The sequence below is a fragment of the Bradyrhizobium sp. CCBAU 51753 genome (genome assembly GCF_015291565.1).
Lineage (GTDB): Bacteria > Pseudomonadota > Alphaproteobacteria > Rhizobiales > Xanthobacteraceae > Bradyrhizobium > Bradyrhizobium ivorense.
In genome coordinates, this window is record NZ_CP030037.1 from 2684072 (window position 1) to 2699046 (window position 14975).

Below are 14975 nucleotides of genomic sequence, written 5' to 3' on the forward strand. Positions count from 1 at the left end.
CCGGCTCGACCCGTTCCCGCTCTCCGAAAGACATCCTGCCATGACCGAATCTCTCACCGGCGGCGCCGCCGCCGCGCCGCTCTCGATGCGTGCCGCCGCAAGTCTCACCTCTGCCGCCCTCCGCGCCGCACAGCAGCTCTTGACCGAACTCGAACGCGGTCGTCGCATCGATGCCGCTGTCCTGCGCAGCGCCATGGAGGCTGCCTTCGCCGCCTCGGACGCGGCCGGCGCCTGGAATTGGAAGACCGCCTATGACGCCTGCGAGGCGGCGACCGTTCTCTTCCTTCGCAAGTTCGGCCCGGCCATGCGCGCCAAGGCGGGTTCGACGGCCGCCATGCTGCCGATGCTCGCAAGGATCGCGAGCCGTCTGCCGACCCATACGCGGCGTTCCGAGGATAGCCAATCACTTCAACAATTCTCGACGCCGCTTCCGCTCGGCCTTGTTGCATCTGCGGCGGCGGGCGTTACGCCTGCCGATCGTGTTCTCGAGCCCTCTGCAGGGACAGGCTTGCTTGCTATCTTTGCTGAGCTTTCGGACGGAGCCCTGGTGTTGAACGAGTTGGCCGAGGCCCGCGCGACATTGCTCGATCAGCTGTTCACCGACGTGAACGTCACCCGCTTCGACGCCGCCCAGATCGATGATCACCTTGAAGCGAGTGTCGCCCCGAGCGTCGTCTTGATGAACCCGCCGTTCTCGGCGGTGGCGAATGTCGAACGACCGATGCCGGACGCAGCTCTTCGGCACATCACCTCAGCCTTGGCGCGCCTTTGCCACGGCGGGCGTCTTGTCGCCATCGTTGGCAAGAGCCTTGCGCCGGATAATCCGGCATGGACGGAAGCCTTTGTTCGTCTCCAGGAACGCGGGCAGGTTGCGTTTTCTGCCGCCATTGACGGCGCCGTCTACGCCAGGCACGGGACACAAACGGACACAAGGCTGCTTGTGATCGACAAGCTGCCTGCGGCTGATCCGAAAGTCTTTCCCTCTTCAGCGGGCATCGCGAGCGATGTCGCGACCTTATTTGACTGGGTGGCCCAGCATGTGCCTTCGAGGCTACCCCTCGTCACTACGCCGGTTGCGGTCGACCTTATGCGTTGTCGTCCAGCGAAGGCGAGATCGACCGCCGCCGCTGCTCCGTGTCCATCGTCCACGTCGGAAAGCGCGGCGCCAAGCGGCGTAGAGCTCAACTACCAGACAGTCGAATGGTCGCCGCCGGAAGGAGCCCGACTGACCGATGCGCTTTATGAGGAGTACGAATTACAGTCGATCCGTATTCCCGGATCGTGCCGACATCCGACCAAGCTCGTGCAGTCCGCGGCGATGGCGTCCGTTGCGCCACCGAAGCCGTCCTACCGTCCGCATCTGCCGTCGTGGGTGGTGACAGATGGACTTCTGTCGGACGCTCAGCTTGAGAGCGTCATTTATGCCGGCGGAGCACATTCCGAGTTCCTGGCAGGCTCCTGGACGGTCGATCCGACCTTTGATGTTGTGGCCGCCGCGTGCGAGGACGCACTGAACGCCATCCGCTTTCGCCGTGGCTGGTTCTTGGGCGATGGCACCGGCGCGGGCAAGGGTCGGCAGGTCGGCGGAATCCTGCTCGACAATTGGCTCAAGGGCCGCCGCCGTGCGGTCTGGATCAGCAAATCCGACAAGCTGATCGAAGATGCCCAGCGCGACTGGTCGGCGCTGGGCATGGAGCGCCTGCTGGTGACGCCGCTGTCCCGGTTTCGCCAGGGCACACCGATTCGGCTTTCGGAAGGCATCCTATTTACAACCTATGCCACGCTACGCACCGACGAGCGTGGCGAGAAGCTTTCGCGTGTCAGGCAGATCGTTGAATGGTTGGGCTCCGACTTCGACGGAGTGATCGTCTTCGACGAGAGCCACGCCATGCAGAATGCGGTCGGGGGCAAGGGCGAGCGCGGCGACCAGGCGGCCTCTCAGCAGGGGCGCGCGGGCCTGAGGCTCCAGCACGCCTTGCCCAATGCTCGCGTGGTTTATGTGTCGGCGACGGGCGCCACCACGGTCCACAACCTCGCTTATGCCCAACGCCTCGGCCTTTGGGGCGGTGCCGACTTCCCATTCACCACGCGTGCCGAGTTCGTCGAGGCAATCGAGCAGGGTGGGGTCGCGGCGATGGAGGTGCTGGCTCGTGATCTAAAGGCGCTCGGTCTCTACGCCGCCCGCTCGCTGTCCTATGAGGGCGTCGAGTACGAGCTCGTCGAGCACCAGCTTACGTCCGAGCAGGTTCGCATCTACGACGCCTATGCAAATGCGTTCAGCATCATCCATAACAACCTCGACGCCGCGATGCGGGCCGCCAACATCACCGGCGAAACCGGAACGCTGAACGGGCAGGCCAAATCGGCGGCGCGATCCGCCTTCGAAAGCGCCAAGCAGCGCTTCTTCGGGCATCTGCTAACCTCGATGAAGACGCCTTCGCTGATCCGATCGATCGAGCGTGATCTCGACGCCGGCCATGCCGCGGTGATTCAGATCGTCTCAACGGGCGAAGCGCTGATGGAGCGTCGGCTGGCCGAGATTCCAACCGAGGACTGGGGCGATGTCCAGGTCGACATTACGCCTCGCGAGTATGTCCTCGACTATCTCGCCCATTCCTTCCCGGTGCAGCTCTATGAGCCCTTCACTGATTCGGAGCGCAACCTTGGCTCGCGGCCTGTCTATCGCGACGGCCAACCGGTCGAGAGCCGGGAGGCTGTCTTGCGCCGCGATCGCTTGATCGAAAAGCTTGCCTCGCTGCCGCCTGTTCCTGGGGCGTTGGATCAGGTCATCCAGCGTTTCGGCACCGACATGGTCGCCGAAGTGACCGGCCGTTCGCGCCGCATCGTTCGCAAGCATGACCGATTGGTGGTCGAGAGCCGAGCGGGCTCGGCGAACCTCGCGGAAACCTCGGCCTTCATGGATGACGTCAAGCGCATCCTCGTGTTCTCCGACGCGGGCGGCACGGGAAGGAGCTACCATGCTGAACTGTCGGCCCAAAATCGCCGGTTGCGGGTCCATTACCTGCTCGAGCCCGGCTGGAAGGCCGACACGGCGATTCAGGGGCTTGGCCGGACCAATCGGACCAATCAGGCGCAGCCGCCGCTGTTTCGTCCCATCGCGACAGATGTGAAGGCCGAAAAACGCTTTCTCAGCACCATTGCGCGGCGGCTCGACACGCTGGGCGCGATCACACGCGGTCAGCGCCAGACCGGAGGGCAGGGCCTGTTCCGGCCGGAGGACAATCTCGAAAGCCGGCACGGGCGTGATGCCTTGCGCCAACTCTACACCCTGCTCGTTCGCGGCAAGGTCGACGGCTGCTCGCTCGAGAGGTTCGAGGATGCGACCGGCCTGCAACTGACCGATGCTAATGGGCTGAGGGACGACCTGCCGCCGATCACGACCTTCCTCAATCGTTTGCTGGCGCTCACCATCGACTTACAGAACGTTCTGTTCACCGTCTTCGAACAGCTCTTGAGCGCTCGGATCGAGGGCGCGATTGCCTCCGGCGCGTATGACATTGGGCTGGAAACGCTCCGTGCCGATAGCTTTGTCGTCTGCGACCGGCGGACGATCTACAGCCATCCCGGCACCGGGGCGCAGACTCGCCTGCTTACGCTGACCCAGCGCCAGCGCAATCATCCCTTAAGTCTCGATGAGGCTCTGGCTCGGCTTTCCGATCATCGCGCTATTCCGTTGCTCAATGAACGCTCGAGCCGTGCGGCCGTGCAGCTCCCAGCCCCAAGTTTCATGCTCGACGACGGCGAGATCGAGCGGCGCATCCGCCTGATACGGCCGATGGAGCAGCACAGCGTCTCCCTCAACACGATGTCGGAAAGCCATTGGGCCGAATCGGATCGCGAACGCTTTACCGCGGCCTGGCTGGCGGAGCTCGCCGAGCTACCCGAGTTCACGCAGAGTACGATCCACGTCGTGGCCGGCTTGCTGTTACCCATCTGGAAGCGGCTGCCCAATGAATCAAGTCGAGTTTATCGGCTCCAGACCGACGCGGGCGAACGCATCATCGGCCGCAAGGTCTCCGCCGCCTGGGTCGCGAACGTCCTTGCCGCTGATGCTCCCACGTTGACGCCGGACGCTGCCTTTGCCGCGCTGATGGAGGGAAGGATCGTCCTCGATCTTGCCGAAGACCTCCAGCTCCGCCGTGTCCGATTGATGGGCGCAACCCGCATCGAACTGTCGGGATTCAACGACACCATGCGTGATCGCCTGCGGGCTTATGGTCTGTTCGGGGAGATCATCTCCTGGAAGCTCCGCATGTTCGTGCCCACGGACGCAAGCGGCGTGGAGGTCCTGGCGAAGGTGCTCGACAGCTACCCGGTCGCGCACGTTGGTGGAAGGGAGGCCGCGTGATGCCCCGCGACGCCTCCGAATTGGCACGCCGCCTCGCGCGCGAGGCCGAGGCGGTATGCCGGCAATATCTCTCCAATGGTAAGCGGGCCGGACGGTACTGGGTGGTCGGCGACGTCCACAACACGCCGGGCCGTTCGTTGTTCGTACGGCTGCAGGAATCGCCGAAGGGTCCCGCCGGCAAGTGGACCGATGCCGCGACCGGACAACATGGTGACCTCCTCGACGTCATCCGCGAAAGTCTGGCCTTGCGAGACTTTCGCGAGGTGGCCGAGGAGGCGAGACGCTTTCTGAAGCTGCCTCGTTACGAGCGGCAACCCGCCCCGGAACTGGTGGGTCCAGCCGTGCTGGCCGGATCGCAGCAAGCCGCCCGTCGCCTTTTTGCCATGTCCAGCCCAATCGACGGTACGGCGGTCGAAACGTATTTGCAGCGTCGCGGAATCGCCCGCATCCACCATGGCGGCAGCCTGCGCTTTCACCCGCGTTGCTACTATCGACCGGACGAGCATTTGCCGACCGAAACATGGCCAGCGATGATCGCCTGCGTCACGGACCTCGATGGGCGGATCTCCGGTGTGCATCGCACCTGGCTCGATCCAGACGGCTTTGATCGTGTCCGGCTCGGCAAGGCTCCTGTCGACACGCCAAGACGGGCCATGGGCGACCTGCTCGGCAATGCCGTTCGTTTCGGCCTGGTGGACGACGTGCTCGCTGCCGGCGAGGGCATCGAGACCATGCTGTCGCTGCGTTACGTTCTGCCGACCTTGCCGATGACAGCGGCGCTGTCGGCCAATCACCTCTCAGCCATGTTGCTGCCGTCTGGGCTACGTCGGCTCTACATCGCCCGCGACGCTGATGCCGCCGGAGATGCCGTACAGGCTAACCTTACCCAGCGCGCGGAAGATGCCGGTGTTGAAGCGATCGCGCTATCGCCTCGGCTGGGCGACTTCAATGAAGATCTGCATATCTTCGGCCCTGAAGCGCTCCGAGCAGCGTTGCTGCTTCAGCTCGTACCAGAAGACGTCGCTCGCTTCCTGCATTCGCCCCCGCTGGCCGAGGAAAAAGCCGCTATCGTTCGATCGACCGCGCTGGATCGGTCGTAGATTGGTCCAATGCCGGAAGAGCACGCGACCACGGCCTTCTAGAGGGCGATCGGACGGCAAGCGGTTCGGGCCGGCAATGGCTGCGTCCGGCTATTTTCCGCCGCGCGCAGGCAATGAGAAGAAACGCTGGCGATCCGACCAGCGCGCTTTGCATCGCGAAGCAAAATAGCCGGCCTCCGCCATCCTCCGCTACCGCTTCGGCCCTCCGCTTCCGCCTACGCCCTACCGGGCTTCGGCGGACAAGCCGCTCCGGGTTCTGGCCCGTTCCGCCCGCCGTCTGAGTGATCGCCACGAAGGCCGCGATGGGCGCGGCCAATCCGGCAAAGGACCGCTTCCCATGACCGACCACGACGACATCGAACCGGCGCAGGCCACGTCTTCGACCGACCACGTCCTGAGCGAATTGCAGCTCTTTGGCTATCGTCCCTTCGACGACCAGCCAGATCCAAGACCGCTTCCCGAGGGGAGGATGATCGCCGGCGCCATCGTCGATATGTTCGACGCCTTGGTTGCCACGCTGCGCGATACGCGGCTTGAGCCGGACCTCGACGAACTCCTTTGGTCGACTGTGAACCTGTTCCATCGCGCCGTCGACCGCATCGAACGCCAGCTCGACGACAATGAACAAGGCCAGCACAAGAGCCAACGCGAGCAGAACGGGTCGGAGGTGCGATCGGTCGAGCTTGAGCGCCTGACGGCCCAAGGCATCACGCTGATCGAGCGCCGAAATTGCTTGGAAATCTTTCGCGATCAGGCGATCGAACGATTTGAGGTCCACACCGGCTCGTCCTGGCGTCCTCGATCGGGCTCGCTGGTCAACCACCGCACGCTCACCGCAGCGATGATCGACTCCCGCGACTTCATCGCCGCCAAGCGTCGTACCGAGACCGAGGTCATGTTGCCGCCGGGAGTGAAGATCGCACTCACCGGCGGGCTAGACTTCAACGACCACCGCCTCATCTGGGATCGCCTCGACAAGGTTCACGCCAAGCATCCCGACATGGTCCTGCTCCATGGCGGCTCGCCCAAAGGCGCCGAATTGATCGCCTCCAAATGGGCGACCACCCGCAAGGTGCCCCAGATCGCCTTCAAGCCCGACTGGACAAAGCATGCCAAGGCGGCCCCCTTCAAGCGCAATGACGCCATGCTCGAACTCCTGCCGATCGGTGTCATGCACTTTCCGGGTACAGGGATCCAGGACAACCTCGCCGACAAGGCGAGGCGTTTCGGCATCCCCGTTTGGAGATTCGGCGGCGCGTGAGCGCCGTCTTCTCGCCTCCAAACCATCAAAGCGGAGTTGTACGCGCCGCAACTCCGCCTCGTTCAGACCTTATATCCGAAGTCGCGCCGTGGTGGTGGTGGAAGGCGCGACTTGCAAATCCATGCAATTGGAGCCGCCACCATGCCCGCCCTTGGGCTTGTTCTCAACGCACTCGGCATCGGTTTGTTCTGCTGGGCGGTTTTCGCGCTGGCAGTGTATGCCTTGCCGTTCTTCGTCGCACTCAATTGCGGGATGATAGCGTTCCATGGCGGCGCCGGCGTCATCGGCGCGCTGCTCGTCGCAATTGCCGCGGGCGTGCTGACATTTGCCGTCGGTGAGACCACCTTCGCTGCCAGCCGATCCGTAGCCCTGCGCGTCATGATCGCGACCATATTTGCCGTTCCAGCTGCCATCGCCGGCTACAATGTGGTGCTCGCGCTATCGCAGCTCGGGGTACCGTCGTTGGCTTGGCGTGAGGCCTTCGCCTGCCTCGGCGCTTTTTGCGTTGGCGGCACGACGTGGACGCGCTTGACTGTGCTTGCTCGCGGAGAGCCGCCTGTTCGAGCAGGCTAGACTGGCGCAACCGCCTCAACCGTTCTCACGGCCGCGGTGCACGAGGGATGATCCTTCGTCACCTTCCTCAGCGAACAGGTTCGCATGGATCGCGAGATTGACTGCGGGGGTCGTGACGAGAGCGAGAAATCGCGCGGCCCCTCTTCGGAGCGCTTCGAGCATGCTGCGCCGATCTCGGCCCGGCCCACTCGTCGCGGTGGCTCATTGCGCGCTCTCGATCGTTCGGTCACGGACGATACCGCCCTTTGCGGCAGATTGTTTCTCTTTCTTCGCTGAATCGTTCCAACGTCTTGTGCAACTGAACCGAGAGTGGCCAGTCTCCTCCTTGAGATTGCGCTTCAGCACGCGGACGCACGTGGCCTCTTTGATGGCTTGATCTGGCCGAAGACCGGCTTTGCCTCGATCGTCTGAGCCGCAACGCCGTTGCTGCGACTTTCTTCCCCTGGGCTGCGCCCATTCCTCGCGAGACAAGAAAGTCGCATCAACGCCGTCCTCCGCTGCGCTCCGGCCCTTGGAACGCGGGTGCGTCGCCGATCGTCCTCGGCCTTTAGATCGCCATCGAGGCCGCGGTGGTCGCGGGCTCGAAACACAACAGGAGAAGTGACATGGCTAACATCGGTTCTTTCAAGAAGCTGGGTAACGATTTCCAGGGCGAGATCGTCACCCTGAGCCTGCAAGCCAAGGGCGTCCGTATCGTCGCCGAGACCAACCGCTCCAACGACAACGCTCCGAGCCACCGCATCTATGTGGGCCGGGCCGAGATCGGCGCAGCCTGGTCGAAGCGCTCCGAAGAGGGGCGCGATTACCTCTCGCTCAAGCTCGACGACCCCTCGTTCAACGCCCCGATCTACGCGAACCTGTTCGACGACGAAGGCGGCGAGGGCTATACGCTGCTGTGGTCGCGCCCGCGCAAGAACGGGGAGTGAGTTGAGCCGAGTGCTGCGCCCCGCTCATCTGGCGGGGCGCGTCGCGGTTAGCCAGAGGCGGCGTACGAAGCCGCGCCGCCTCTCGAGCGGATCCCGGTTCGATGCCCGTGCTTCATCAAATTGTCCGAGCACGGCGACGCTTGCTGAGACAGCGCCGCGGTTCGATGGCTCCGTCGTAACGGGCGCATAAACCCGCTCGCTCGGTCATCTCCTCCTGTCATTTGTAGATCGTGGCGTTTCGGACCCGGGTTTACAGTCACGATCTCTTTGAGATCCATGGAGCTATGGAATTGGAACGATCGTTCCCGATCGTGTCCAAACACGTTATCATCTGTCGCAACGCTTTGAGCGCGGCCGACCCTGGTCGCGGCAACCGCATAGGCTGTTACTCGCCGGTCAGCGTCCCAGCCGGCCAGCTGCATCCCACGCCTGACGGCCGGCATGCGGTGCTGTGCATCGGTTCGGTCGAGCATCGCATCCGGTCCAAAACCTGCCAGTGGTCGGCTGGCCATATGCAGCCCTTGATGGCGACGCACGGGCATATATAGCCCAGCTACTCTGGCGCACGATGAACTGACGCGCGCCGGGGTCAACCTTCCATCAATTGTCCAAATAGCAGGCGCGAGCGTCTGACAGGCACTGTCCGCGCGCTCGAGGCGCACTGCCGGTAGCAGCTGTTGCATCATCGCCGAAGTGCTGTTCGGCAAGCAGCGCATCCCCAATCGCGCATGCAAGAGGCATGATCCGCTCAATCGAACGATCCGATGGTTGCAGAGCGGGCATCGCGCTGATGCGCGGCGCGCTATCGCAAGCTTCCGCGGTCGGCGCGCGAGAACGAACAGGTCTTCCGTAGGGTAGGGGTATCGAAAATGACCCTGTCATCTTCGGCATCCCCCTAAGCACTACTGCTCCTCGATTGTGGCCGTCGACGCGCGGCGAACCTCGCTCGCGCTCCAGACGATCACGGAGCTTTTCAGATGTCCGATCTGAACACAGATAAGCCGCCGCGGTACCTTCGCACGTCCGAAGCCGCCCGCTTTTTGAGTTTGTCCGGCCGCACGTTGGAAAAACATCGAACGTACGGAACCGGTCCGGAATACCACAAGATCGGCGGGCGTGTAGTCTACTCAGTAGCCGACCTGACAGCCTGGGCCAAACTGGGCAGGAAGAAATCGACCTCCGATCCCGGTGCCGGCACCGTACTGCCCGCAAAGCGGCATGCGCCAATCCCCTATGCGGGTAAAGAGCGGCGCTAAGCCATGTCCGTCAGCAAATTCCCAGCACACCACCGCCGCTCCGAGCGTGAGCAGCTTGACTTGTTTCGTGCGCTTCCTGGCGATCTCGCGCCGCGCCGGATCGCCAGTCCTGCTGACCTTCAGACGCGGCACATCCGCTTCACCAAGCCCAAAGTACAAAGTTCCCAGTTCGAGCTTCAGGGAGCGGCGGCATGAGCGATCTCACCGAAGTGGAAGTGCTGTGGCTCGAAAAGCGTATTGAAAACCGCGTTCGTTTCGGTCGCATTGTCAAGGAACGGAAGCTCGATCGCCACCGGCGTATCTTGTCATTTGCAGCTGGCGGCATCTTTGCCTTTGTCCGTTGGACCTCCAATGACTTTGGTACGGTCATTTCGCGGATCGACATCTTGCGCGCAGTCGCAGCGGGACAGCGCTGCTCGACCGTGCCCTATGTGACGCCGGGCGGAGAGATTTTGCTGCGGCTCTCCGGCTGGCCAAAGGTCGAACGGGTGCTGCAGATGATCGACGCGATCGATGCGCTGGGCATCGATCCGGCTGATGTAGCGCCCGATCATTGGCATCACGTTCACAATCGCCTGTCCGTCAACGAAAACCCGCGTCCCTACACGAAGGGCCGCCATCAGGCTTGGCTCCATCGTCAAAGGGTGATGCGATGACGAGCCGCCTGTTGACGCTGACCATGACGTTTGCCGTTGCTGCCGCTCTCGTCGCGACGATCGCTCTGGAGCCGCTGCCGCTCTACATTTGGAATGCATCGGCAAGCGTGCCGATCGGTCTCTATGGCTTACGACCAGCGAAGCGCTTCTTTGTTACGGAGCTGGTCGTCGTTCAGCCGCCGGAACCCCTTGCGACCTTTCTCGACTTCAACGGCTATCTGCCGCTTGGCGTCCCCATGCTCAAGCGAATCTTGGCGCTGCCCGGGCAGACGGTCTGCAGAAGCGGACTCGCGATTTCGGTCGACGACATTGCAATGGGCGAGGCGCGGGATCGCGACGGACACGGCCGGCCGCTGCCGAAATGGCAGGGTTGCCGCATCGTCGGAGACGGCGAGCTGTTTATCATGAATTGGCAGTCGGACGATTCCCTTGACGGCCGATATTTTGGACTTCTTCCGGCCTCGGCCGTGATCGGCCGTGCCATCCCGCTGTGGACATGGGAGGACTGACCGTGCGGGTTTCATGTGGGCGCCACGCCATTCCTCTGTGCGATCGATTGGGGGACCATTCCTCCGTTCCGATCATTGTCTGCAAAGCCGAGGCGTGCGGCGGCGGTCCAAGGCGGCCGAATGGCCGACGTGAAGCAGCTTTACGCTGGACGGGCGTGAGCACGGCATCTTTGGTTCGACCAGGCATGCGTGTTTGGGCTGTCGTGCCACTGCTGCTCATGTTGACTGCTTCGCATAGTGTTGGTCAGAGCGTGAATGGATCGACTGCGGTTCGAGCGGTCTCTCAGACGAGCAACCCGTTTGCAGCTTTCGTCTACGAAGCGTCAAAGCGCTTTGCAGTTCCGGTGAACTTGATCAGTTCGGTCATTAGCATCGAAAGTGCTGGTGACGTACACGCGAAGTCGCGAAAGGGCGCAATCGGCCTGATGCAGATCATGCCGGCGACCTGGGCGGAACTTCGCGAACGCTATCAGCTCGGCAGCGATCCCTACGATCCGCGCAACAACATTCTGGCCGGCACGGCATATCTCCGCGAACTGCTGGACCGCTATGGTTCGCCCGGGGCCTTTGCCGCGTACAACGCGGGGCCAACTTGCTACGACAGGCATCTCGCGGGCGGTCCTTTGTCAGACGAGACGCGAGTATATGTGGCAAAGCTTGCAAATCTGCTTGGCATCGAACTGCCGGCGACCCGGGCCGCGATCCAGCAGCCATCAGCAACTGCGACGCTGTTCGTCGGGCGGACTGACCTGGTCAAGGCGGGCGACCGGAAGCCGGCGTTCCTGTCCTGGAGCGGCGCAACAACTGCAATCTCGTCGCGAGATGTTTTGCAGATGGTCCCCAAGGCCACTGACGTGTTTGTCGCCCGGTCGAACTCGGGAGCGGGGCGATGATCAGCTGTGCAGCTTGGGAAGCGATCGCGTGGTTCAGCCAGGAAAACGGTCTGAGAGCGGGACTGGTTGCAACACGACGGTATGCGTCCGGGGGGCCGCACATGACGTCGGGTCTTGACGTACCTAACGGCCTTACGTGGCAATACTCCGAGTCACATAACTCCTACTCTGTGCGGGACGCAGCCATGGCAGCTTCCGCCTTCGCGATCACTGCTTCGGCCCGATCTATCGTGGCACGGAGTTCCTCGCTCTTCCAAACATCAACCGAATGGTCGTCGTCGAACGACTCGTCTATGGCGTGTTGCGTGCGTGAAACCAACTCACGAAGAGCCGCAATGGCCTCGGAGAGCAGCTTGGTATCTGCCCCGTTTCGGGACGACTGCGTCATCTCTCTAACCCCATCACACCGCAATTTTGGAACGTCCTATAATATCGTTACCACGCACGACGATTGCAATCACCCGCGGTCTCTTGTTCGTCATTTAGCGATAGTCTGGCTTTGCTCAGGCGGTGCCTGCGGCGAGTCCCGCGGGGCTCCCCTTCCACGGCAGAAGCCCGTCGACCATGCGCTGCAGCATGTCGCGCAGGTATGCGTAAGGCTCGACGTCGTTGAGCTTGCACGTTTCAATGAGCAAGCAGAGGATCGCCCATCGTTCCCCACCGCCATCGCTCCCGCCGAAGAGATTGTTTTTGCGTCCGAACACCACGGGTCGGATCGCCCGGTCGACGGGATTCGTGTCAAGTTCGATGCAGCACTCGTGGAGGAAGCGGGTCTATCCATCCCAGCGCGACAGTGCATAACCGATCGCTTCGCCGAGATTGCCGCGGCCGGGCAGTTGAGGAAGCTGCACCTCCAGCCAGAAGCGAAGGCTGTCAACGACCGGCTTGGCGAATGCGCGCCGCGGCGCCAGCCGACGCGCCGGCGATTGACCACGCAGCTGCACTTCGACGGCATAGAGGCTAGCGATACGCCGCAGGGCCTCGTGCGCGACTTGCGTGTCCTCGGACTGCGCAACCTCGTAGAACTTGCGCCCGGTGTGCACCCAACACGCGGCGAGGGTGATGTTTCCGGTGTCAATCAGCCGATCGAATCCCGCGTATCCGTCGATGTGCAGAACGCCGTTGACGTGCGTCAGATGCGCCGTCGGGCGCTCCGCCTTTGGGTCGGGCGCGAACACATAAACTGCAGGCGGCGGCTCAGGCCCAGCCCAGCTCCGTTGATCGCGGGCATACACCCAGCCGTTCGGGCTTGGTGCACCCCAGGCTCGAGGACGAGAGCGCCGGACTCCTTGGACAGCCCTGGTTACCAACCTGAGAGCATGCGACGGTCCAAGTGCTGAACGCGAAGGAACGCATGGACCTCGGCCAGTGAATGCGATCACAAGCGCGGTCTGGTGACGTCTGTCCGTTGTCGATGCAGGGAGCGCTGTCATGGCTGAAGTGCGAAGAGTCAAAGAAAAGCGTAGGAATGAGTTGACTTTGAACGCCCGATTGAGAGGGCGAGATAAAAGGGGCTCGCCGGTCGAACCGCAAGCCATTGACTTGGCTTGGGTTCTGGCGTGCCGGTCGGTCGCGGCGCGTGCCGCGCCTTGCATTTTTAACAATGCAATCAAGGACAATTTCGGCACTACAGGTGCTTTCGCCCGCCTGGAGGGCCGCCTGTGACCGCAGCCGATAGCGACCTGCGTATTCGGCCTGGGCGCATTCGCAGCACGCGCGCGCCGAAGCCGAAGAGCTTCATCAACCAGGTGCTGCGGGCGGCGAAGAAAGCAGGGCACACCTCTGGGCAGGCTGTGGCCGGCAGGCGTTCGGCGGCCTATGGGCGCTCGACGTTTGGCCGCGGGCGCCTCGCCTTCAGCCGCGCCAGATTGTTCAGCCCGACGCGGCGCGTTGTGGTGAAGGCGCGCGTGGTTCAGCATAAGGGGCGAGCCTTCCGTTCAGCACCACTGACCGCCCACCTCTCATATCTGAAGCGCGACGGCGTGACTCGGGGTGGTGAGCGGGCCGAGATGTTTGATGCGGGTGGCGACCGCGCCGATAGCGCGGCTTTTGCAGAGCGGTGCAAGGACGACCGGCATCATTTCAGGTTCATCGTCTCACCCGAGGATGCGGGCGCCATGACGGACCTTAAGGCCTTCACCCGCGATCTTGCCACGCAGATGGAGGTCGATCTCGGCACGCGGCTCTATTGGGTGGCTGTCGACCATTGGAACACCGATAACCCTCACGTCCATCTTCTCGTTCGCGGAGTAGATGAGGAAGGGGCGGATCTCGTGATCTCCCGCGACTACATCAGCAGGGGACTGCGCTCACGCGCCGAGGAACTGGTCGCCATCGAACTGGGGCCAAAACCGGAGCATGAGATCCGCAATTCGCTGGAGAGGGAAGTCACGGCGGAACGATGGACGCGGCTCGATCGAGAGATCCGGCTGACGGCAGACGAGACCGGCACTATCGATCTTCGCCCAGAGAATCCCGGCAGCTCCGATCCCGGGATCCGGCGCCTGATGGTCGGTCGCCTTCAACAACTGGAGAAGATGGGCCTGGCCGCATCCGCCGCACCAGGGGAATGGATGGTAGGGCTCGAGGCCGAGCGTAGCTTGCGCGACCTCGGCATGCGCGGCGATATCATCAAGACCATGCACCGTGCCTTTACCGAGCGCGGGGAAGCGCGCGGCGTTGCCGACTTCGTCATCGACGGCGGACAGCCGACATCCCAGATTATCGGACGACTGGTCGATCGTGGATTGCACGACGAATTGACCGGCGAGGCTTATGCCACGATCGATGGAACAGACGGACGCGCTCACCACGTGCGCTTTCGAGGGCTTGAGGCCTTCGAACATGCGCCACCGGTCGGCGGCATCGTCGAAGTCCGACGCTTCGGTCAAGCCGGCGATCCGCGTCCCACCCTGGTGCTCGCGCCCCGTTCCGATATCGATCTTGGGGCGCAGGTCACCGCCAAGGGCGCGACCTGGCTCGACCACCGGCTCGTCGAACGCGATCCGATGCCGCTCGCCATGGGCGGATTCGGCCGTGAGACCAGCGATGCCATGGAAGCCCGGACCGAACATCTGGTTCAGGAGGGCCTGGCTCGGCGGCAAGGCCAACGCGTCATCTTGCAGCGAGACCTCCTGAACACATTACGCCGACGCGAACTCGAGGAGGTGGCAACAAAAATCTCGGCCGACACCGGTCTACCTCACATGAAGGCCGCGTCCGGGGCGCAGGTGGCGGGCACGTATCGCCAGCGGCTGACGCTGACCTCGGGACGATTCGTCATGATCGATAATGGGCTCGGCTTCCAGCTCGTGCCCTGGTCGCGTGAACTCGAAAAGAGGCTCGGCCAGCACGTCACCGGCGTCGTGAAGGACGGCGGCGGCATCGAATGGGGCCTTGGCCGCAAGCGCGACCTCGGTCTCTAGCAATCTC

At 63.0% G+C, this 14975-nt stretch carries 14 protein-coding genes and 1 pseudogene; 12 read left to right on the forward strand and 3 right to left on the reverse strand.

The genetic code is table 11. The features are described from left to right. The first annotated feature begins 40 nt into the window (after positions 1 to 40). The 10 genes from XH93_RS11940 (at position 41) to XH93_RS11985 (ending at position 11543) form a co-directional block, all read left to right on the forward strand. Positions 41 to 4369: a strawberry notch-like NTP hydrolase domain-containing protein gene (locus XH93_RS11940; RefSeq protein ID WP_194473652.1), complete on the forward strand. Its 4329-nt coding sequence runs from the start codon at positions 41 to 43 to the stop codon at positions 4367 to 4369. Then, the gene (locus XH93_RS11945; protein ID WP_194473653.1) at positions 4369 to 5469 is read left to right on the forward strand and encodes a toprim domain-containing protein; all 1101 of its coding nucleotides are present in this window, start codon (positions 4369 to 4371) and stop codon (positions 5467 to 5469) included. Before XH93_RS11940 ends, XH93_RS11945 begins: the two co-directional genes overlap by 1 nt. Positions 5470 to 5806: 337 nt before the next feature. Continuing rightward, complete coding sequence (locus XH93_RS11950) at positions 5807 to 6730, forward strand: DUF2493 domain-containing protein (RefSeq protein ID WP_194473654.1); 924 nt, start codon at positions 5807 to 5809, stop codon at positions 6728 to 6730. Positions 6731 to 6871: 141 nt separating this feature from the next. Next, entirely contained in the window at positions 6872 to 7303 is a 432-nt protein-coding gene (locus tag XH93_RS11955) for a hypothetical protein (RefSeq protein WP_194475117.1), read from the forward strand. Between the two features lie 605 nt (positions 7304 to 7908). Further along, positions 7909 to 8229 (forward strand): DUF736 domain-containing protein, encoded by a 321-nt coding sequence (locus tag XH93_RS11960; RefSeq protein WP_018270286.1) that lies wholly within the window; start codon positions 7909 to 7911, stop codon positions 8227 to 8229. Between the two features lie 977 nt (positions 8230 to 9206). After that, on the forward strand, positions 9207 to 9485 hold the full coding sequence (locus XH93_RS11965; RefSeq protein ID WP_075968518.1) for an AlpA family transcriptional regulator: 279 nt from the start codon (positions 9207 to 9209) through the stop codon (positions 9483 to 9485). Between the two features lie 3 nt (positions 9486 to 9488). Continuing rightward, positions 9489 to 9680: a hypothetical protein gene (locus XH93_RS42295; RefSeq protein ID WP_246799593.1), complete on the forward strand. Its 192-nt coding sequence runs from the start codon at positions 9489 to 9491 to the stop codon at positions 9678 to 9680. Continuing rightward, entirely contained in the window at positions 9677 to 10141 is a 465-nt protein-coding gene (locus XH93_RS11975; RefSeq protein ID WP_139487239.1) for a DUF2840 domain-containing protein, read from the forward strand. The genes XH93_RS42295 and XH93_RS11975 overlap by 4 nt, the downstream gene beginning before the upstream one ends. Next, entirely contained in the window at positions 10138 to 10650 is a 513-nt protein-coding gene (locus XH93_RS11980) for a S26 family signal peptidase (protein ID WP_194473655.1), read from the forward strand. The genes XH93_RS11975 and XH93_RS11980 overlap by 4 nt, the downstream gene beginning before the upstream one ends. 203 nt (positions 10651 to 10853) lie before the next feature. Continuing rightward, positions 10854 to 11543 carry a lytic transglycosylase domain-containing protein gene (locus XH93_RS11985; RefSeq protein WP_194473656.1) on the forward strand — a complete coding sequence of 230 codons (690 nt, stop codon included), beginning with the start codon at positions 10854 to 10856 and terminating at the stop codon, positions 11541 to 11543. Positions 11544 to 11706: 163 nt separating this feature from the next. Here XH93_RS11985 and XH93_RS11990 read toward each other — a convergent pair whose 3' ends face one another. The 3 genes and pseudogenes from XH93_RS11990 to XH93_RS42300 form a co-directional block, all read right to left on the reverse strand. Beyond that, the gene (locus XH93_RS11990) at positions 11707 to 11931 is read right to left on the reverse strand and encodes a hypothetical protein (protein WP_194473657.1); all 225 of its coding nucleotides are present in this window, start codon (positions 11929 to 11931) and stop codon (positions 11707 to 11709) included. A 115-nt stretch (positions 11932 to 12046) separates the two neighbouring features. Next, positions 12047 to 12250 (reverse strand): transposase domain-containing protein, encoded by a 204-nt coding sequence (locus XH93_RS11995; protein WP_194473658.1) that lies wholly within the window; start codon positions 12248 to 12250, stop codon positions 12047 to 12049. Between the two features lie 6 nt (positions 12251 to 12256). After that, a pseudogene (locus XH93_RS42300) lies at positions 12257 to 13081 on the reverse strand (transposase); the annotation flags it as partial. Between XH93_RS42300 and XH93_RS12005 the strand changes: the two are divergent. Together XH93_RS12005 and XH93_RS12010 are read left to right on the forward strand one after the other, a co-directional pair. Beyond that, a complete protein-coding gene (locus tag XH93_RS12005; RefSeq protein ID WP_194473660.1) occupies positions 12975 to 13208 on the forward strand; it encodes a hypothetical protein in 234 nt (77 codons plus the stop codon). The pseudogene XH93_RS42300 and the gene XH93_RS12005 sit on opposite strands and share 107 nt — an antisense overlap. Further along, positions 13205 to 14968 (forward strand): DUF3363 domain-containing protein, encoded by a 1764-nt coding sequence (locus XH93_RS12010; protein WP_194473661.1) that lies wholly within the window; start codon positions 13205 to 13207, stop codon positions 14966 to 14968. The genes XH93_RS12005 and XH93_RS12010 overlap by 4 nt, the downstream gene beginning before the upstream one ends. Positions 14969 to 14975 lie beyond the last annotated feature (7 nt).

Excerpts from the sequence above, each read along its gene's own strand:
- XH93_RS11980 (WP_194473655.1), top strand. The coding sequence starts at position 10,138 with ATGACGAGCCGCCTGTTGACGCTGACCATGACGTTTGCCGTTGCTGCC.
- XH93_RS11945 (WP_194473653.1), top strand. The coding sequence starts at position 4,369 with ATGCCCCGCGACGCCTCCGAATTGGCACGCCGCCTCGCGCGCGAGGCC.
- XH93_RS42295 (WP_246799593.1), top strand. The coding sequence starts at position 9,489 with ATGTCCGTCAGCAAATTCCCAGCACACCACCGCCGCTCCGAGCGTGAG.
- XH93_RS12005 (WP_194473660.1), top strand. The coding sequence starts at position 12,975 with ATGGCTGAAGTGCGAAGAGTCAAAGAAAAGCGTAGGAATGAGTTGACT.
- XH93_RS11960 (WP_018270286.1), top strand. The coding sequence starts at position 7,909 with ATGGCTAACATCGGTTCTTTCAAGAAGCTGGGTAACGATTTCCAGGGC.
- XH93_RS11975 (WP_139487239.1), top strand. The coding sequence starts at position 9,677 with ATGAGCGATCTCACCGAAGTGGAAGTGCTGTGGCTCGAAAAGCGTATT.
- XH93_RS11950 (WP_194473654.1), top strand. The coding sequence starts at position 5,807 with ATGACCGACCACGACGACATCGAACCGGCGCAGGCCACGTCTTCGACC.
- XH93_RS11955 (WP_194475117.1), top strand. The coding sequence starts at position 6,872 with ATGCCCGCCCTTGGGCTTGTTCTCAACGCACTCGGCATCGGTTTGTTC.
- XH93_RS11940 (WP_194473652.1), top strand. The coding sequence starts at position 41 with ATGACCGAATCTCTCACCGGCGGCGCCGCCGCCGCGCCGCTCTCGATG.
- XH93_RS11990 (WP_194473657.1), bottom strand. The coding sequence starts at position 11,931 with ATGACGCAGTCGTCCCGAAACGGGGCAGATACCAAGCTGCTCTCCGAG.
- XH93_RS11965 (WP_075968518.1), top strand. The coding sequence starts at position 9,207 with ATGTCCGATCTGAACACAGATAAGCCGCCGCGGTACCTTCGCACGTCC.